Source organism: Paenibacillus filicis (assembly GCF_038070315.1).
Lineage (GTDB): Bacteria > Bacillota > Bacilli > Paenibacillales > NBRC-103111 > Paenibacillus_G > Paenibacillus_G filicis.
Genome location: NZ_JBBPCC010000027.1, coordinates 50,097 through 70,611 on the forward strand (window position 1 = coordinate 50,097; position 20,515 = coordinate 70,611).

A 20,515-nucleotide genomic window follows, 5' to 3' on the forward strand; every position below is an offset into this window, starting at 1 on the left:
GCTGAATGATCAACCCATTTTCAGATTTTGCCCATAGACGGCTTTTATTGTCAATACGGATCGAGCTTTTGATTATAGGCAAGGGAATAAATGTTGCTACATAATGGATCGTGATCGCTGGTACAGATTCCCATGCTTAGAGCATGGTGATGAAGGAGGGAGCCTGCAAATAAACGTATATGTAAACGCTAACAGAGACTATGTGAAAGAGAGGACAAGCAATCATGAGTAAAAGGATTCTTAGTCTAATGATGGCTCTCAGTATAGGCAGCGGGTCGTTGCTGTCTACGTCTGTCCCGGTGCGGGCCGTTGCTCAGGATGGAGTGCCGATCCTTCCGGCTCAGGATGTCACCGTCTATTCGGGAGGGTATTACATCCATTCGAACCTCATAGCCAATGAGTCGGCCAATTATCACAAGGCCGCCGGCGACGGCGGAGACACCGATCTTATGCGGGTAGGCCTGGATGCAGATGGCTCGGCGGCTTATACCTATGTGCAATACGATATTTCCGCACTGCCTGCCTTCGGCTTGAATACGGAAGCCGCTCTTCAATTCAGCGGAGCTTTTTCCAAACCGGCAAAAGTAAGCGTTTACGGGATTCATCCTATGCAAATAGCGGATCAATGGTCTGAGAACACCATGACATGGTTGAGCCAATTCCGGACACTTACGGACTCCATCGATACGATCGAGGTTACGGATCAGCCGGGGACACATCGGTTTAATGTGACGGACTTCGTAAAGGCGAAGCGGCAGGCTGGAGCTACAAGCATTGGCGTCATGATCAAAGCCGAGACGGCTACAGCGATCGAGCTTAGGGGTCATGAGACCTCGGAGAGCGCGGCTTCTGACCGCATTCCTGCATTGGTTATCCATCAGGGGCCGACCGGTCTGCACGTTCCGAAGCCGTATACGGCACCCGTTCCATTTACTTATGGCAAGAACATGCCGCCTCTCCATGATGCGATCGTCTATAATCCCGCCACTACAGGCAATACGGACGGTAACCGCAATTATCATGGAACCAACAATACGGCCACGATTGCCGACGGGATGACCGTTGAATTCAATAAAACGTATGCATATTTCAAATTCGATATCTCCAATCTGCCCGAGCCGGCGCAGATCGGTCAAACCTTATTCTCCGTGTGGGGACGGGATACGTCCAAGGCCACATCGGCGGCAGCGACGAATTATGTGCAGATTTTCGGCGCTGAGGATGGAGGGGAGTGGACCGAAACCGGCATTACCTGGAATAACAAGCCGAAGATGGGGACGACTCCTATAGCTGAAGTGCTGTATAAAGCGGCTAACGATTACCAGGACGCCGATATTACACAGTATGTGAAGCAGCGGAAGCAGCAAGGAGCCCAAACGATCACCCTCGTGATGGCTGCCAAGAGCAATGCTGGAGCCTTCTATCATAGGGGCAAGGATACGACGGCCGGCGGCCAATCGCCACCAAGATTGATGGTAGGAAACCCTGCGGATGCACCCGAGGATATGAAGCTGGGTGCTGACGGCCGAAGCCGTCTCTATCCGGAGGATTGGTATCCAGGCTTCAAGGATCAGAAGGGACGGTTCCTGCATGATTTCTCGTACACGGGCTATCACCGCGGAGAAATTCCACTCCCGGATACGAATGGGCTCCAGCGGATTGACGTGACCCAGGCGCCATATCTCGCTGATTCTACCGGAAACAGCGATTCGACAGCAGCAATCCAGCAAGCGATTTACGATGCCGGGGCCCAAGGCGGCGGTGTGGTCTATCTGCCTGCAGGTACGTATCAGGTTAGCGCGCAGCCGGGCAAGGACTTCTCCCTGTCCATCCCTTCCAGCAGCATCGTGCTCAAGGGCGCGGGCATGAACAAAACGTTCCTGTACAATGCCACAGAGAATATGAAGTCCAAGGATATCATCCGGGTCGGGGACGGCGACTGGAGGAAGACGGGCACCTCAACGAAACTGAGCAAATCCGTCACGGAGCCTACCGTCTTGCTGCCGGTGGAGGATGCGAGTTCTTTCGATGTGAACGACTACGTGCTGATCACCTTCGATACGACACCAGATTTCCTGAGTGAGCTGGGGATGCAGAACAAGTGGGCGTCCCGCCTCGGCAAGGTTGAGCAGCTCTTTTACCGCCAGATCGTAGGCGTGGACAAGGTCAATCGGACGATTACGCTCGATATTCCGACGCGCTACGCGCTCAAGCAGCGGGATAATATCACGATTACGAAGACGGACAAACCGGTATCCGAGGTCGGGCTGGAGGACTTCTCCATCGCCAACATCCAGAATTCCAAGAGCGGACTGGGCGAGGATGATTACAAGATCGTCGGAACCGCAGCCTATGAAGCGGATAACGCCAAGGCCGTGAATATGATCGCAGTTGCCGACAGCTGGATACGCAACGTGAATACGTACAAGCCGGCGGGCAATGCCAATTATCATATCCTGTCCAAGGGGATTATCCTGGACCGGACGAAAAATGTAACGGTCTCCAATGTCACGATGGAATATCCGCAGTACCGGGGTGCCAACGGCAACGGTTACCTGTACCAATTTATCGGCAATGACAACCTGATCGAGAACAGCAGGGCGATCGCGGCCAGACATAGCTTCACCTATGCGAACTTTTCGGCGAACGGAAATGTGCTGCATCAGGTCTATTCGGAGAACTCTTCGCTGCTCACAGACTTCCATATGTATCTCAGCATGGCGAATCTGATCGACAATATGACGCTGAACGGCGACGGGATCTCCGCAATCACGCGTGACTATGGTTCATCTGCGACAAACCGCCACGGCGTCGTCACCACGGAGAGCGTGTTCTGGAATACAACCGGGCAGAAGGCCCACAGCAGCAAGAACGGGATCATCATCGAGTCCGAGCAGTTCGGCAACGGGTATATTATCGGGACGAAGGGAGCGGTCACCGGCGTCAAGGTCGATATTACCGGTTCCATTCCTGAGGCGGATACGAGGCCGTTCGATATGGCAGAGGGCGTCGGCGAAGGCGACAGGCTGTCCCCGCAAAGCCTTTATACGGATCAGTTCTCGAGAAGAACGGAGGACATCGACCTGGGGCTGCAGTCTTTGCTGATCAACGGCTCGCCGGTCAACGGCATGCAGTTCCTGAAAACGAAATATGCGGTTACGCTGCCGTATGGAACCGTGCAAACGCCAGTCATTGAAGCGACGCCGTTCTCTGCGGGTGCTGCGGTGACAATCACGCAGCCGGCTGGCACGAGCGGAACGGGAATTATTAAGGTATCGCGCGGCGGCTCGGTGAAAGAATACCAGGTCGTGTTCCAGGTAGCGACAGCCCCGGTACTGCCGAAGAGCATCACGCTTGCCCCGGACAAATCCGTTCAAGGCTGGAGAGCAGCAGGGAATGCGATCAGCGCGGGCAGCCAGGGCAAGCTGAAGTCGTATCTCACGCTGGATAACGGCGAGGTATTGAATACTTCCGCAGTGGGCATTCCCGTTACGTACACGGTGAATAATGAAGAGGTCGGCCGTGTGGAAGGGAATGTGTTCCATGCGCTGAGGCCCGGCATTGTCAAAGTCACGGCAGAAAGCCGATGGAACGGAGCGACAGTCCGGGTAACGGAGAATTTTGAGGTCAAGGAACGTATGCCGGAGCCGGAGGGCATCTTCGCGGACGTCGTTCGGGTATCTGCCAGTGCGGATGACGGCAACCTGCCGATCAATACGATTGACCGGGACCCGGATTCCAGATGGTCCGCCGAAGGCTCGGGGCAATATCTGGTGCAGGAGCTGAGCAAGGCGCAATGGATCGATAAGATCAGCCTGCTGTTCTTCAGCGGCAACCTGCGTGCCTCCACCTTTGATGTGGAAGTATCTACAGACGGCATCCACTATGAGAAGGTGCTGACCCGTGCGGTGAGTACGAAGCCGAATCCTAATCAGCCGGAAACCTTTGCCTTCACACCGGTACAGGCCAAATTCGTGAAGTTTATCGGGTACGGCAATGAGTTGAACGGCTGGAACAGTATTATTGAAAGCTGGATTCATCTGGAGCAGGGCCGGGTGACGGGGATTTCCGTATCCGGAGCGGATGACGTTCATGTGATTAAGGAAGCTGGAGGCAAGCTGCAAATGAAAGCCGTGGCCGAGCCTGCGGGAGCTCCGCTCCCATCCGTAACGTGGTCTGTCTATGAAGCGGATGGCCGCACGGCAACGGATAAAGCGTGGATCAGCGGAGACGGATGGCTGACGGCGGTGAAGAACGGAGTCGTGCAGGTCACCGCTGCGGCCACGGACGGGAGCGGGCTGCAAGGAAGCGCGCTGATCACGATCAGCGGTCAGCCAGGCGAGCCGGTGTGGGCGCCTTACACGACGATCGGCGTGCCTGAATCGGTCTATGCCGGGAAGCCTCTCTCCGCGGCAATCGGCCTCAGACTTGTCACCGGCAGTGTGTATGCTGCTGTGTATGGGGTAGAACTGACACTTACTTATGATCCAAGTGTGGTGACGTATGTCTCAGCGCTGTCGCTGAAGCCGGGCTTTATCATCCAGTCCATCCAAGATGCTCCGGATAAGGGACAAGTCCGGATCGTGGCTGCCGCCGGGCAGGCGGGCGATGCTATAACATCGGACGGTGAACTTATCCAGATCCATTGGCAGGTCAAGCCGTTATCGCAGCCTGCCACCAGCCGGCTGGCGGTAGTTTCAGCTGCGTTGACCTACGAAGAGGGGCAGCACGTACAAGCGCTGGCTTCTACGGCGGAGTTCAAGGTGAACATCGCTTCTTCACCTGGCGGAACATCTGGCGGTAACGATGACAATGACTCGCCGTCCGGCTCTTCCAGCCCTGCGGCACCATCTGCACCTGCTCCACAGCAGTCGGCCAAGCGAGGTGAACCGGTCAAAGTGAACGTCGTTCTGAGCGAATCTGTCCAAGGCAAGACAGCTGACGGACGATCCTTGGTAACGGCGGAGCTGGCCGCCGATGCGCTGGAGAAAGCACTGCAGAGCTTGAAGGCGGAAGAAAAATCCGGAGAGGTCCGGCTGCTGGCTGAGCTGAAGGGACAAGAGGACGTAGGGCAGGTACGGGTATCTGCGCAGGCAATAGGAGCCATTCTGGAGCAGGCGCCGAAGTCGATTCTGACGATAGCCTATGATTCCGTGCGCTATGAGCTTCCATTGCAAGCCTTGAGGCTCATTGAGTTGGCCCGCGAACTGAATGCGGATCTCCAAGATGTTAAAATTTCTTTCCGCATCGGGAAGCTTGCTGGTCCGGAGCGGGAGAAGCTGGAGGCGCAGGCCAAGGAATCCGGAGCTAGGCTGCTGCATCCGGGAATCAGCTTCGAGGTGACGGCAGAAAGCGGCGGCAAGCAAGTGGTCGTGGATGATTTCGCAGGCGTCTACGCGCCTAGAACGATCGAACTGGCAGGCCGGGTCAGTGAACGTACGGCAGCAGCCGTCTGGTATGATCCTGCCACCGGGGACATAAATTACGTCCCGGCCAAGTTCCTTTACGCGGATGGCAAGACACGGGTGACGATCTACCGGACAGGCAACAGCCTGTATACCGTCGTCCAGGCGGACAAAGCCTTCTCCGATCTGGCTGGCCACTGGGCACAGGGAGCCGTTGAATCTCTGGCTTCCAAGTTCCTGGTCAAGGGCGTCTCGGATACAAGCTTTGCGCCGGATCAGGCCATTACACGTGCGGAGTTCTCCGCGCTATTGACCCGGGCTATCGGTTTGGCGCCCAAGGCGGCGGACGGGTATAAGGATGTAGCCGCATCGGACTGGTATGCATGCTATGTCGGCGCTGCATCGCGCGCAGGCATCGTGAACGGCTTCGAAGACGGCACGTTCAAGCCGGCCGAGCAGATCACACGCGAGCAGATGGCCGTGATGATCGTGCGGGCCTTGACGTTCACCGGCTACACGGCCGATCCACAGGCGGGCCGGGCAGCATTAAGCGGGTTCGCTGACGGAACGGCGGTCAGCGGATACGCTGGTGACGCTGTCGCCGCAGCGCTGCATGCCGGAATCATCGTCGGTGTGACCGATACGGAGCTGGCGCCGCAGAACCAGGCCAGCCGCGCAGAAGCGGCTGTCATGCTGGAGCGGGTGCTGGGCACCGTCATCTGGAAGTAGGAAAGCGGGCTGTTCGAAGAGAAAGAAACTCTTCGGACAGCCTGTTTTTTTATGAAAAAGAGGGTTGCCTCCCCGGGATGAGGATTCCTTCTGCTGAGGTCTAGAGCAGGCCGCGAACCCGCATTCCTGCAGGGTTTTCCCGATCTATCTCGCATGAATTGTCTATTCCATTTGCGAAATCATCAGTGGTTGCGCCGTGAAATCGCAACCCATTTTTGCATTTTGCTTATATCGAGCCCCCGCGAGTTCCCTTAGTCTTAGGGTACGAGATGCAGCGCAGGCTTCATCTCTACGATATCCACATATGGAGGGTCAGAGAATGAAGAAAATCCTAACTTCTGCGGTATCCGTCGTGATGATGGGAAGCTTGATCGCTTGTTCCTCACAGCCGCAAGGCACAACTTCGGGAACCAGCACGCCGGCCCCATCCGGCGAGACTACAGCTACGACATATCCGATCAAGACTGATAAGACGCTTACGTACTGGGGCGAGTTGAACGGCAACCTGACCGGTGTTAAAACCGCGCACAGCGAGGTGCCTTTCTTCCAAGAATGGCAGAAGAAAACCGGCGTTCCGCTCAAGTTCACAGCGCCTCCGGCCGGGCAAGTGAAGGAAGCGTTCAACGTATTGCTCGCCTCCGGAGACCTCCCGGACATGATTGAGTACAACTTCCTGAACGAATTCCCCGGCGGACCGGAAAAAGCGATCAAGGACGGCTATATTGTGAAGCTGAACGATCTGATCGATAAGCATGCGCCGAACCTGAAGAAATATTTGAAGGAGCATCCGGATGTCGACAAGCTGATCAAGACGGACAACGGCAGCTACTACGCATTCCCGTTCATCCGCGGTGACGAGTACCTGCAGGTGTTCCAAGGACCGATCATCCGCAAGGACTGGCTGGATGAGCTTGGACTGCCGGTGCCGGAGACGATCGACGATTGGACGGCAACGCTCAAGGCGTTCAAGGAGAAGAAGGGGGCTGCCGCTCCGCTGTCCTTCATCAGCAAGCCGCGCTTCTTCAACGAATCGTATAACGGGGCGTTCATGGGCGCTTACGGCGTGACCCGCAACTTCTATCTCGAAAACGACCAGATCAAGTTCGGCCCGGCCGAGAATGGCTTCAAGGATTACCTGAACCAGTTCCATCAATGGTATCAGGACGGACTGCTGGACAAGAACATTGCCACGACCGATACGAAGGCGCTTGATGGCAGCGTAGCTTCCGGCGGCACTGGAGCGAGCATCGGCAACGCGGGCGGCGGGATCGGCAAGTGGCAGCCGCTCGTACAGGCGAAGGACCCGAAAGCCCAGCTGGTTGCGGCTCCATATCCGGTGTTGAAGAAAGGCGATACGCCTAAGTTCGGTCAGAAGGCGTCCCCTTACGATACCGGCGGTATGGTCGCGATCTCGAGCAAGGCGAAGGACCCTGTACTGGCTGTCAAGCTGCTGGACTACGGCTACGGCGAAGAAGGCCATATGTTCTTCAACTTCGGAACCGAAGGCGTCAGCTACAAGAACGAGAACGGCTATCCGAAGTACACGGATCTGCTGCTGAAAAACCCGGATAAGCTGGCTCCGGCCCAAGCGATCTCGATGTACGCCCGCGGCAGCTACAACGGACCATTCGTTCAAGACAAGCGTTATGCCGAGCAATTCTTCGTCCTCCAGACGCAGCGCGACGCGGTCGACATCTGGAAGAAGACGGATGCCAAGAAGTACAGCCTGCCGCCGCTTACGCCGACGCCTGAAGAAAGCTCGGAATATGCGAAGATTATGACCGACATCAACACGCTGGTTGACGAGATGTCGCTGAAGATTGTTCTCGGCAACGACCCTGTCAGCTCGTTCGACAGCTATGTCGCCAAGATGAAGTCGCTTAAGCTCGACCGTGCGATTGAGATTCAAAAAGCCGCTTTGGACCGTTTCAACAAACGCTAAGTTGTACCCTGAATAACAGAGAGGGCCGCTTCGCCCTCTCTATCCATTGCTAGTAGAGGTGAGAGACAAGATGGCGAACGCTGGGCAGCTGGAACAAACCAAGACGGCCAAGGCCAAAACGGGCACAAACCGCTTCGTACGCGATTTCATGCTCAATAAATATTTGTACATCATGATGATTCCGGTGCTTGTGTATTATGCGATCTTCCATTATGCGCCGATGTACGGTGCGCTGATTGCCTTCAAGGAATACTCGCCGATGAAAGGGATTATCGGCAGCGATTGGGTTGGCTTCAAGCATTTTCAGGACTTTTTCGGCAGCTATTATTTCTGGCGTATTCTTAAGAACACGATTGTCATCAGCTTGTATTCCCTTATCTTTGAATTCCCGGCTCCGATTATTCTCGCTCTGCTGATCAACGAGGTTCGCAGCAAAGCGTTCAAACGTGTCACTCAGACGATTACGTATATGCCTTATTTTATTTCGCTTGTCGTGATCTGCGGGATTATTACCGACTTCACGAATGCGGGCGGACTGATCAACCAACTGTTCACGCTGCTGGGCTACGACGGACAGGCGATGCTGCAGAAGCCCGACCTGTTCCGTCCGATCTATATCCTCTCCGAGATCTGGCAGCGGATCGGCTGGGAGTCGATCATCTATATCGCCGCTCTGATGAGCATCGACCAGGAGCAGTATGAGGCCGCACGGATGGACGGGGCGAGCCGGTGGAAGCAGATCGTGCATATCACACTGCCCGGCATCCTGCCGACCATCGCGATTATGTTCATTCTGCGGATGGGCAGTCTGCTCAATGTCGGCTTCGAGAAGATCATCCTGCTGTACAACCCGGTCACCTACGAGACGGCGGACGTCATCTCCTCCTTCGTCTACCGGAAGGGCTTGCTGGAGTTCGGCTGGAGCTACAGCTCCGCGGTAGGTCTGTTCAACTCAGTCATCAATCTCATTCTTCTGATTACCGCGAATTACGCGAGCCGCAAGTTCAACGAAAGCAGCCTATGGTGAGGTGAAGGAAATGAAACGTGGTCCAGGCATCATGGAAAGACTGTTTGACGTCGCCGTATATACCGTCCTGTTATTTCTGGTCGTGGTGACGCTGTACCCCCTACTCTACGTAGTGCTGGCTTCCTTCAGCGACGCCGCACAGCTGGTATCCAACAAAGGTTTTTTGTATAAGCCGCTGGGCTTCAGCTTGGAAGCCTACAAGAGCGTGATGAATAACCCCGGCATTCTGGTCGGCTACCGCAACACGCTGTTCATTCTCGTCGCGGGCGTTTGCGTCAACCTCGTGATGACGGCGCTGGGTGCCTATGTACTGTCCCGGAAAAATGTGCTGTGGAACAAAGCATTCATGCTCATTATCGTGTTCACGATGTTTTTCCACGGCGGGTTGATTCCCCTGTACCTGATCGTCAAAAATGTAGGCCTGCTTGATTCGCTCTGGTCCACAATCATCCCGTTCGCCGTGGGTACGTTTAACCTGATCATTATGCGTACGGCGTTCATGGGCATACCGGACAGTCTGGAGGAATCCGCGAAGATCGATGGAGCCAACCACTTTACGATCCTGTTCCGGATTATAGTCCCGCTGTCCATGCCGGTCATCGCCGTTATGATTCTGTACTACGCGGTGGATAAGTGGAACGGCTGGTTCTATGCCTCCGTCTTCATCAAGAGCCGCGAGCTGTTCCCTCTGCAGCTGGTCCTTCGGGAGATTCTGATCTCCAACTCGACGGACGGCATGTCGGCCGGAGCCGATGCAGGCGACCGTTTCCAGATCGCGGAGACGATCAAATACGCGACGATCGTAGTGGCCACGGTGCCGGTGCTATGCATCTATCCGTTTGTCCAACGCTTCTTCGTCAAAGGAGTTATGGTCGGTTCCCTGAAGGGTTAAGGGGAGAAAACTCCTCTTAACCGGCTCTAGTCGATCTTTTGTCAATCGAATTCCACGTTTTGTACATTCCTCCCCTGGCTTTCATTGATATAATAAGGGTATCCGTTATCAGTGGGAGGAGAGCCCTTGAAGCTCCGATTTCTTTGGCAAAAGCGAAAAAGCATTATATTTACGTGGCTAATCTCCTATAGCGCCGTTTTATTTATTCCGATGATCATGAGTATGATCGTCTATTCGCAGTCCAGCGAAGCGCTGAAAAGCGAAATTCACCGGGCCAATGATTCTCTGCTGAAGCAGGTACGGTATTCTATAGATACCCAGATCGATTTAATGAAACGGCTGAACATGGAGATCACCTGGAATACGAAGCTCCAGTCTCTGATGTACTCCACCAAGCCGTCTAGCGAAGCCCAATTCCTCGCCTACCAGCTTGCGAAGGAGTTTCGCATGTATCAAACCTCCTATGCAACGATCGATGAATTTTATGTGACCTGGGATCAGGAATCGTCTGTTTTGAGGCCGGGAAATATCAGGGATAGAGAGACGGCCTTTGACACGATTCATCGCACGGGAGCTTTGCGCTACGAGCAGTGGCTGGATATGATCAATCATGCGCCGAACAATGCTTTCCTGCTTCTGCCGCATGCGGATTCAGCCAGTCCCCAGACCTCGATCGCTTACATCACGCATCTGCCCAAGGATCTGAACGGCAAGCAGACCGGCACGGTCGTTGTTATGGCAGATCTAGAGCGCTTTCAAAAGGCGATGGAGAGCGTATCGTGGTTCAATGGGGGTCAACTGTTAATTCTTAATCATGACAATCAGGTTCTTATGTCCAACGTGCCTGTGACGGGCGATGAAAACCTCATGCTGGAGCAACTGCTGGATGGGGATCACGTGATGGTGACGTCATCAGGGAACGGGGATTCGGAGCTTTTTTATATTCAGTCCGCCGTATCGGACTTGAAGTATGTATTACGTATACCCAGCAATATGTACTGGCAGAAGGCGGAATATGTACGCAAATTCACGTATGTCAGCATTCTAATCAGCCTAATGGGGGCTTTGGTATTAACCTGGTTTTTTCTGCGGCGCAACTATTCGCCGATCCAGCAGCTGGTTCAGTCGCTCTCTGACAAAAACTCAAGTGAGGAACGCACTGACTGGAACGAGCTGCACTTCATTCAGAAGGCGATTTTCAATACCCGGAGCGAGAAGGAGCAAATTGCGCTGCAGCTGAAATCTCATCACAACGTGCTGCGCTCCAATATGCTTAGCCGTCTGCTCAAGGGAAGACTGGATACCTTAATTTCTTATGAAGAGGCATTCAAGTCCTTCCATATTGAATTGAAATCAGATCAATTCGCCGTTATTCTGTTTGCCGTGGAGAATCATGAGAGCCTGTACTCCAATTTGCCCGGGATGGATATGAACGAGCGGCGCAAGATGATCCCGTTCATCATTACCAACGTTGTCGAGGAGCTGGTCGGGCAGCGCGGTCATGCCGGTTACGTCGCCGAGATGGACGATATGCTGGCTTGCCTGGTAAATTTCACCGAGACGGAGGATGCGGACCTCAAAGAAGATCTTGGCTGGATCGCGGCCGAGGCCCAGCGCTTCCTGACCCGGTTCCGCATGGATCTGACCGTATCGATCGGAGGCATCCACTCCACGCTATCAGGAGCAGCCGAAGCTTATCAAGAAGCCATCGATGCGATGGAGTATAGGATGGTCGTCGGCAAGAGAGAGATCATTACCTACGACGATATCCGCATGGATACGGCGGATACACTCCAGCTTGGCTACTACTATCCGCTACAGGTCGAGCAGCAGATCATCAATCTGATCAAGGCCGGCGATTTCGACCGGGCATCGGCATTTATGAACGAAATTATCGAGCGGAATACGAACAAGCCGTTCGTGTCCCTCACGCTGGCCAAGTGCCTGATCTTCAACCTCGTCGGCACGATGGTGAAGGCGATGAACGAGCTGGGCGACGGCGACAGCAGTATTCTGGGGGATAATCCGCTCTGGATGGACAAAATCCTCGCCTGCGATACGCTCCAGGAGATGCAGCATGAGCTGCTGACCTTGCTCAAGGAGGTATGTGCGTTCGCCGCGGCCAAGGCCGAGTCCAATCAGTCCAAAGAACGGGCCGAGACATTGCGCAATCTGACAGCGAAGGTAATCAAGCATATCGAGGAGCATTACCATGACCCGAACCTGAATGTCAATACGATCGGTGAGCGCTTCGAGCTCAAGGGCAGCTACGTCTCGAAGCTGTTCAAGGAGCAGACGGGCGAGGGGCTGCTGGACTACATCACGAAGTTCCGGATCCGGCAAGCTAAGCTGATGATGGCCAACAAACAGGACTCGATCTCGGACATTTCCAAGGTTGTAGGATATAATGAGGTCGCTACCTTCATCCGGGTATTTAAGAAGTATGAGGGCATTACCCCGGGCAAGTTCAAGGAAATGAACTGAGAGGCTGCAGGATAGACGATACGGGGGGTCATAGGATGCGTACAGCCAAAAGGTATGCGTGGACCGTACTGTCCATGATGATAGGAATGAATGCATTGAGCGCCTGCTCGGCTCCGCCGGAGAAGGCTGAGGAAGCACAGAAGTCCGCCGGTAAGTCATTGTCGTATTGGGCGGAGCTTAATGGCAATGCGGGCAGTGTAAGGCCTAGCTTTCAGGATGTTCCCTTTTTCCAGGAGTGGCAGAAGCGAACCGGTGTGCAGCTGAAGTTTATTCAGCCTCCTGCCAATCAGGCCAAGGAAGCGCTCAATGTGCTGCTGGCGTCTGGGGATCTGCCGGATATGATCGAATACGAGTGGAATCAGTTCCCCGGAGGGGCAGTGAAGGCCATCAAGGACGGCTACATTATGCGTCTGAATGAATTGATAGACCAGCATGCGCCCAATTTGAAGAAATATTTGAGCGAGCATCCCGACATCGACAAGCAGATCAAAACCGATGACGGCAGCTACTACGTGTTCCCTTTCATACGCGGAGACGATCTGCTCCGTACGTATCAGGGGCCGATTATCCGCAAGGACTGGCTGGATGAGCTCGGTCTGCCGATGCCGTCGACGATTGATGAGTGGTATACAGTACTCAAGGCGTTTAAGGAGAAGAAGGGAGCTGAAGCTCCACTAACGTTCCTCGGTGTTCCCCATACGCTGTTCGGTGTGGAGGGGGGCGGGTTTGTCGGCGCCTTCGGGGTGAAGAAGGGCTTTTATCTGGATCAGGGTCGGGTCAAGTTCGGTGCGGCTGAGGAGGGCTACCGCCAGTTTCTGATGACGTTCCGCAAGTGGTATGCCGAAGGGCTCATCGATAAAAATATCGCGACCGTCGACACGAAAACGATGGATGCCAATATGATATCGGGCCGCAGCGGAGCTACGATCTGGAACGCAGGTGCAGGCATCGGCAAGTGGCAGCCGCTCGTGCAGGAGCACGACAAAAAAGCGCTGTTTGAGGGTGCGCCCTATCCGGTGTTAAACAAGGGAGAGCGGCCCAAGTTCGGCCAGCGGAGCTATGCTTATGAAGGGACAGGCGGGGTGGCCGTCTCCAGCAAGAGTAAAAACGTGGTGGAAGCCGTTCGTCTGCTCGATTACGGCTACAGCCCCGAGGGGCATATGCTGTTTAACTTCGGTGTGGAAGGGACCAGCTACCAGATGGTGGACGGGTATCCGAAGTATACGGATCTGATTCTGAAGAACCCGGATAAGCTCGCCCCGGCGCAGGCGATCGCGATGTACAGCCGGGCCAGCTATTTCGGCCCGTTCGTACAAGATATCCGCTACATGGAGCAGTTCTACACGCTCCCTCAGCAGAAGAAAGCGATCAAGACATGGGGAGAGACGGATGCGGATCAGAATATGATGCCGCAGGTTCCGCGAACGGAGCTGGAGAACGCTGAGCTATCCTCGATCATGAATGATGTCACGACGCTGGTCGATGAGATGTCCTTGAAGCTCATACTCGGCGTGGAGCCTGAGTCGGCCTTCGACACCTATGTCAGCCAGTTGAAGGCGCTGAGAATCGACCGGGCGATCGAGATTCAGCAGCAATCGCTGGAGCGAGACCGCAGGCGGTGAATACGTGCTCAGCATGGTAAGAGAAGCTTCTTTTGTCGGCAATGGCTGACAAGGGGGCTTCTTTGCTATTTCCGAAGTCGATGGAGCAGGCAGTGAGGGAAGTGTTTTCTAACTGGACTTGGTTGGAGACGTCGTCTATACTACGAACAGTAAAAAATTCTATTTATGTAATCCGGAAGGGTGTGAGAGAGGATGGGCTTGAACAACATATGGGGTGCAGCCGCCGGTCTCCTTGTAGTGGCCTTATTTGGCCTTGCCGTCTATGCAGATTACGATGCTGGTCGCAAAGCTTCACTGTCTAAACAATTAACGGTATTAGAAGCTTTGTTTGCCGAGGAGCGGCAGAAGCTTGAGGGCATGCCGGGCCGAACAGAGGAAGAAGCGGAGGCGACCGTCATCCAGGGACGAAAGGTCAAGAAAAGCGGTGCGGAGTACATGGAAATCATGAAAAAGCTGGACCCCGACAATAAAGCCCAATTCCAGAACCAGTTGTATTCGTATATTGGAGCGATGATGGACGGAGTTGGCGAACTGCGGGAACGCGCAGAGCGAGAGCATGACCCGGCCTATGCCAAGCAAGCGGAGAAGCTGAAGCAGAAAATCGCCTACTATAAGCAAGCCCATGGGCTTTACCTCAAGGGAGAAAGGTCGGTGCGTCAGCTTCGCAAGGAGCTGGACCTCCCGGCCTATTAAAATGAAGCGGCCGCCTAGCCCCTATTCGTTACGTTGGCAGGGTGCCAGGCGACCGCGTGGACGAACAACAAGGATGGCTCGCTTTAGCAGCCATTGGTGCCCATGTTTGGACACTTGCTGCTTCAGGAGGTGCTCCGCCGCCGATTCTTCTCTCGCTTAAGCAGGTAGAGAAAGTACGGCGCGCCGATAATCGCCGCCATGATGCCGACCGGAACCTCCCGCGGGATGATCAGGATGCGGCCCAGGCAGTCGCCGAGCAGCATCAGATCGGCACCGAGCAAGGCAGCCAGCGGCATCAGCCACTGATGGCGGCCGCCGACCAGGCTGCGTGCCATATGAGGCGCGATCAGGCCGACGAAGCCAATCGCGCCGACGGCCGATACCGATATGCCCGCGAGTGTGACAGCCAGCAGCAGAAGCCAGAAGCGTTCGCGCAGCAGACGCAGGCCCAGAGAGGCACTAGTTTCATCGCCGAGCTGAAAGACATTCAGCTTCCGAAAGCTGCCCCAGGCTAGCGGGAGCAGCACCACGATCCATGGCAGCAGAGCATAGACCTCCCGCCACGCCCGGTTCCACAAGCTGCCTGACAGCCACAGCAGCGCCATATTGATATTCGTCGGATGCGTGACGACCAGGTACTGGGTTCCCGCCTGGAAGACGGCACCGAGCGCGACGCCGACGAGCGCTAGCGAGGCAGGAGACAAGGTCAGCCTGCGGCTAAGCAGCATTAGCAGGAAGAAGGTAGCTACGGCTCCTGCGAAAGCGGCCACTGGCAGGACATAGGCCGGCGACTTGGGGAACAAGAAAATCGCCGTGGCCGCGGCAAATCCGGCTCCCTTGGTGATCCCGATGACATCGGGGCTAGCCAGAGGGTTGCGTATGACGCTTTGCAGAATCACACCCGAGGCAGCCAGGCCGAAGCCTGCCAGAATGCCTACGATAATCCGCGACAGACGCACCTCGTGTACGATGAAGTACGATTTGCTCGCGGGGTCCGTTAATCCGGCGGCCACCTCGTTGAAGGAAAGCGGCACAGTCCCGAGACGCAGAGACAAGATGATCAGAACGATCAGAGCCAGACAGGCGGCGCCAACAAAAACCGCTTTCTTCATGCGCGATTCCTCCTGTTCCTGCGGGCCAGGTAGATGAAGAAGGGCGCGCCGATAGCTGAAGTCACGATGCCAACCGGGGATTCGAACGGGAAGGCTACCATCCGGCTGAACAAATCCGCATACACGAGCAGCACTCCACCGAGCAGGCCGGTTAGCGGGACAAGCACCGGCAGGTGCTGCCCGACCAGTGCGCGTGCGATATGAGGGACGATCAGGCAGATGAAGCCGATCGGTCCGCAGACGGCGACGGAAGCTCCGGCGAGGAGGATGACGAGCAGCAGGGCAGCTCCCCGAACGATCGTCACCCGCTGGCCGAGTCCGGCGGCGATCTCATCGTCCATGAGCAGCAGCCGGAACGAGGGCAGCATAAGCCCAAGCATGGCAACGCCGCCGATAAAGAACGGCAGCAGCATGCGCACTTCCGGCCAGCCGGCTTGGTTCACGGAGCCCACTAGCCAGAAGATCATGCTTTCCGTCGAATACTGGTTTAAGATAATGAAACCTTCCGTTAACGAAGACAGCAGGAAGTGAATCGTGATGCCAGCCAGAGCCAGACGGACATGCTGGCCGGGGCCGCTGCCCGAAGACAAGGACCAGACCAGCAGAGCCCCTGCGGTCCCGCCGGCGAAAGCCAGCAGCATGGTACCGATCAGCGACAAGCCTGATGCAAAGACGAGACCGGCTACGACGGCCAGCGAGGCTCCCGCATTAATCCCGAATATATGGGGGGAGGCGAGCGGGTTTTTCGTCGCGAGCTGCGTGAGCAGACCGGCCAGCGCCAATGCGATGCCGACCAGGCAGGCGGTCAGCGTGCGAGGCAGGCGAAGCGTCTGGATGTAGAGATGGACCTTATCATGCTCACGGTAGGTGAGTGCATCGAATACGGCAGACCACGAGACCTGCGCCTGTCCGAACTTGACGCTCCAGAGCAAGCCGGCAGCGAGCAGCAGCCCGGATATGCAAAAAAGGAAGAGCAGATACCCAAATCGGCTCTGCTTCTCCTGTAAATGGAGGGAGTTCATGGTACTTATTCTCCCAGCTGCTTCACGATGTCTTCAGCAATTTTCTCCGAGCCGAGCATACCGCGCGACAGCGACCAGTCGCGGCGTTCGACCGTGAATACCTTTTTGTTCGCGACCGCATCGATTTTGTTCCAGAGCGGATTCTTTTCCCACTCGTTCACGATCGTTGTTTTTTCCGTTGGCATGAGGAACAGCGCCTGCGGATTTGTTTCGACCAGCTGCTCCAATGTCAGCTGCGGATAAGCGGCATTATTTTTCAATGGGTCTGTGAAGCCCAGCATGTGGACCATCGATCCGCTGTAGGAATGATCCGAATGCCCGAAGAAGCCCTTAGGATTGACCACAGCCGGAAGCACCGTCAGCTTGGCATTCTTGATTTTTTGCTTAGCCTGCTCCATTTTGGCCTCATGCTCTTTCAGTCTCTTCTGTCCCTCAGCCTCTTTGCCTACCGCTTTGGCCGTGATGATATAGTTCTTGAGCATCTGCTCATAGTCGGCCTGGAAGTCGTTCAGCACCAGGATCGGAGCGACCGATTTCAACTGTGTCAATGCGTTCTTATGCTTGTTGATATCCACGATGATCAGATCGGGCTTGAGCGAGCTGATCAGCTCGATATTCGGCTCATAGCGGGAGCCTACGGACGTGTAAGTTTTCAATTGGCTTTTCACCGAATCCATGAACAAGTCGGGCGTGCCGTCATCGGCGATGCCAACTGGCTGTACACCCAGCGTGACCAGCATGTCCGTAAAGCTGAAATCCATCGTGACGATCCGCTCCGGTTTTTTTGGCAGCGTGACCGTGCCTTGAGCGTCTTCTACAGTAATCTTCGCATCCGTTGCCGCAGGTGCGGCAGGCGCCGGGCTCGTTTGAGGGGCTGCGGATTGGCTGGCAGGGCTCTGACCGCAAGCGGCAAGCGCAAGCACGAACACCAATAGGATGGAGAGACGGAGTGTACGGTTGATCCAAAGCTGCATAATGACTTCCTCCTGATAATGATAATTGTTCTCAAATCATTGTAGCTAGAGGAACGCATTAAGACCATATCCAATCTTATGATCGGACATGTTATATTTTTAGATTTCGGATATGCCCTTCAGATACTCGGTGGGAGAGCACCCGACTTCCTTCTTGAAGATCCGGCTGAAATGAAAGTAATCGGAGAAGCCGGTTTGCTGGGCGATTTCTTTGGCCGGCAGATGGGTTTGCAGAAACAGCTGCTTCGCTTTCTCGATCCGGATACTGCGCAAGTAGTGGATCATCGTCGTTCCCGTATGTTTCTTGAACAGCACGGTAAAATGCCCTGCGCTCATCCCGGCCCGCTGGGCGAGCATGGGAAGCGTCAGCTTCAGCATATAGTGTTCCTGGATATAGGAAAGGGTATCCTCCATAGAAGCGAAGGTGTTTTTCTTATCTTGAGTCATATGGGTCTCATACATGAAGATAAAGAGAATCCGTTCCAGAATAAACCGTTTCCGGAAACTCTGGGCGGCCTGCTCTTCTTCCGTATCGGGATGGATGTCCTGAAGCGTACGGGTGAGCTCATCAAGCATATAGATGATTTTGACCTCGCTAAGCGTACGCAGCGGACCGGATAGCGTCCAGGGGCTGTGCTCTGGGAATACACCGTAAGTAATGATCACATATTCCGCTTCTTTCGTCCGGGGAACCTGGATGGCGAAAGGTCCGCTCGACGGATGGCAGGCGTAGCCTTGGGAGATGACCACGGGCGCCTGGTCCTTGGGTGTAATCGTAACATGGCCCCTCAGAACCATGATTAATATGTGGTTCTCTCCGGAGCTGTCCAGAGTTTGCGAGTGGCTGCTGGTGGAGACTTGATCCAGCATGGGAATCATCGTGACGAGCTCTTGAAATGGCATAATGCGGTACAGCCCTTTCCTCGGGTTAAAGTTGCCTATGGGTTGATATTGACATAGCTTCGGACTTGAGGCAAGGTCATGGCTTTCCAGCGTGAGGGAGACGGGAGTGGTCTTGGCCGGCCCGGAGTGAATGAAGGGTTGAAACGTCAAAAAATCCGGCGCTAGGCCGGATTTTTTGGACAACATGGGGCAATCGTTATGAGCGGATAGCTATGGCTGCCGGTTTACTTGCCGACTGTTTTGTTGTATTGTCCGATCTTATTGCTAATTTCATTGGCTGCGCCTTCCAATGCTTCCTTCGGCTGCTTCTTGTTGTTCAGTGCTTCTTCGATGGCTGTTTCCGTCAATTGGCGTGCTTCAGGGAATACGCCCATGACAGCGCCTTGGGTAGCCAGATTGGCTTTTGTCGAGTGAAGCTGATCGACAGCTGTCTTGAACTGCGGATATTTGGTCATGTTGTCTTTAACCAGTTGCTCATCATAGGCTTTCTTAGTGATCGGGAAGTAGCCCGTATTCACATGCCAGTAAGCTTGCTGCTTGGAATCGGCCAGGAACTTGATGAACTCCCATGCGCCTTGCTGTTCAGCTTCAGAACGGTTGTTCAGAACGTACAGGCTGGCACCGCCGACGATTACGCCGCCGTCTTTGGCATCGGCCGGCTTAGGCAGGAAGCCTGTACCGACATCGAACTTGCCCTCGACCGAGCTGACGATCCCGCGCAGCGAAGCCGTCGAATCCAGTGTCATGGCGACTTGACCGGCAGCAAATGCTTTTTTCGTGTCGTCCGTCTTGCGGCCCAGGTTCACCAGACTCTTGTCGTCAACCAGTTGCTTCCACCACGTCAGCGTCTTGACGCCTGCATCGGATGCCAGCAGCGATTCGGTTGCCAGGCTTGTCCGTCCGTTGCCATTGTTCAGCAGCTCGGCGCCTTGGTTGGCAAAGAATTGCTCCATGAACCAGCCGTAGATGGCGAAGGATCCGCCGGATTGTCCGTCCTTGGTCAGCTTCTTGGCTGCAGCAGCCAGCTCTTCATAAGTGGTAGGCGGCTTTTCCGGGTCAAGACCTGCTGCCTTGAACATGTTTTTGTTGTAATACAGAATCGGGTTGGATGTATTGAACGGCATCGAGTAGAGCTTGCCGTCAACACGGTAGTAGTTCAGGATGTTGTCCTCGAGGGAAGATACATCATACTTTTCTTTATCGATAAAGTTTTGTACGGGTGTAATAGCTTTGGAGTCGATCATGAAGCGGCTGCCGATTTCATACACCTGGATGAGGGCAGGACCGTTCTTGGCATCCATCGAAGCCTTCATCTTGCTCAGGCTCTCATCATAAGTGCCTTGGAATACGGCCTCTACGACGACGTTCTTCTGCGAAGCGTTGAAGTCGGAAACAAGCTTGTCTACGGCTTTACCCAGCTCACCGCTCATCGAATGCCACCATACGACCTTGACAGGGGAGGAAGCGGCAGGCGTTGCTGGCTTAGCGGTTTCAGCAGCAGGCTTTTGGTCGCCCTTGGATGCTTGTCCGCCGGAAGCTGGAGCATTGCTTCCGCCGCAAGCGGCCGTCAAAGCCATCATGCCAGATAGAACGAGAGGAAGGGTTGCTTTCGTATTCAGAAGCTTCATGATTTCGGTTTCTCTCCTTTGGATATACATATTTGTTTATAATAGAGCGCCGCGACTGGCAGTTGACCCCCAGACATCAGCA

At 54.8% G+C, this 20,515-nt stretch carries 12 protein-coding genes; 7 read left to right on the forward strand and 5 right to left on the reverse strand.

Features of this window, described 5'->3' with window-relative positions:
* Positions 1–224: 224 nt before the first annotated feature.
* From WMW72_RS30375 to WMW72_RS30405, 7 genes are all read left to right on the forward strand, one after another.
* Positions 225–6,134 carry an S-layer homology domain-containing protein gene (locus WMW72_RS30375; RefSeq protein WP_341419340.1) on the forward strand — a complete coding sequence of 1,970 codons (5,910 nt, stop codon included), beginning with the start codon at positions 225–227 and terminating at the stop codon, positions 6,132–6,134.
* Positions 6,135–6,453: 319 nt separating this feature from the next.
* Positions 6,454–8,076: a type 2 periplasmic-binding domain-containing protein gene (locus WMW72_RS30380; RefSeq protein WP_341419341.1), complete on the forward strand. Its 1,623-nt coding sequence runs from the start codon at positions 6,454–6,456 to the stop codon at positions 8,074–8,076.
* 70 nt (positions 8,077–8,146) lie between these two features.
* Complete coding sequence (locus WMW72_RS30385; RefSeq protein WP_423227622.1) at positions 8,147–9,103, forward strand: ABC transporter permease; 957 nt, start codon at positions 8,147–8,149, stop codon at positions 9,101–9,103.
* A 31-nt stretch (positions 9,104–9,134) separates the two neighbouring features.
* Positions 9,135–9,995: a carbohydrate ABC transporter permease gene (locus WMW72_RS30390; RefSeq protein ID WP_341419342.1), complete on the forward strand. Its 861-nt coding sequence runs from the start codon at positions 9,135–9,137 to the stop codon at positions 9,993–9,995.
* 126 nt (positions 9,996–10,121) lie between these two features.
* Positions 10,122–12,479 (forward strand): helix-turn-helix domain-containing protein, encoded by a 2,358-nt coding sequence (locus tag WMW72_RS30395; protein WP_341419343.1) that lies wholly within the window; start codon positions 10,122–10,124, stop codon positions 12,477–12,479.
* A 35-nt stretch (positions 12,480–12,514) separates the two neighbouring features.
* On the forward strand, positions 12,515–14,101 hold the full coding sequence (locus WMW72_RS30400; RefSeq protein WP_341419344.1) for an extracellular solute-binding protein: 1,587 nt from the start codon (positions 12,515–12,517) through the stop codon (positions 14,099–14,101).
* Between the two features lie 198 nt (positions 14,102–14,299).
* Positions 14,300–14,794: a hypothetical protein gene (locus WMW72_RS30405; RefSeq protein WP_341419345.1), complete on the forward strand. Its 495-nt coding sequence runs from the start codon at positions 14,300–14,302 to the stop codon at positions 14,792–14,794.
* 122 nt (positions 14,795–14,916) lie between these two features.
* Here the strand turns inward: WMW72_RS30405 and WMW72_RS30410 are convergent, their stop codons facing one another.
* The 5 genes from WMW72_RS30410 to WMW72_RS30430 all read right to left on the reverse strand — a co-directional run bounded on the left by WMW72_RS30410 (position 14,917) and on the right by WMW72_RS30430 (position 20,433).
* Positions 14,917–15,906 carry a FecCD family ABC transporter permease gene (locus tag WMW72_RS30410; protein WP_341419346.1) on the reverse strand — a complete coding sequence of 330 codons (990 nt, stop codon included), beginning with the start codon at positions 15,904–15,906 and terminating at the stop codon, positions 14,917–14,919.
* Positions 15,903–16,928, reverse strand: coding sequence for a FecCD family ABC transporter permease (locus WMW72_RS30415; protein ID WP_341419347.1), 1,026 nt, complete (start codon positions 16,926–16,928; stop codon positions 15,903–15,905). Before WMW72_RS30415 ends, WMW72_RS30410 begins: the two co-directional genes overlap by 4 nt.
* Before the next feature lie 5 nt (positions 16,929–16,933).
* Entirely contained in the window at positions 16,934–17,902 is a 969-nt protein-coding gene (locus WMW72_RS30420; RefSeq protein ID WP_341419348.1) for an ABC transporter substrate-binding protein, read from the reverse strand.
* 99 nt (positions 17,903–18,001) lie between these two features.
* Complete coding sequence (locus WMW72_RS30425; RefSeq protein ID WP_341419349.1) at positions 18,002–18,805, reverse strand: AraC family transcriptional regulator; 804 nt, start codon at positions 18,803–18,805, stop codon at positions 18,002–18,004.
* Between the two features lie 224 nt (positions 18,806–19,029).
* Positions 19,030–20,433: an ABC transporter substrate-binding protein gene (locus tag WMW72_RS30430; protein WP_341419350.1), complete on the reverse strand. Its 1,404-nt coding sequence runs from the start codon at positions 20,431–20,433 to the stop codon at positions 19,030–19,032.
* Between the last annotated feature and the right edge of the window lie 82 nt (positions 20,434–20,515).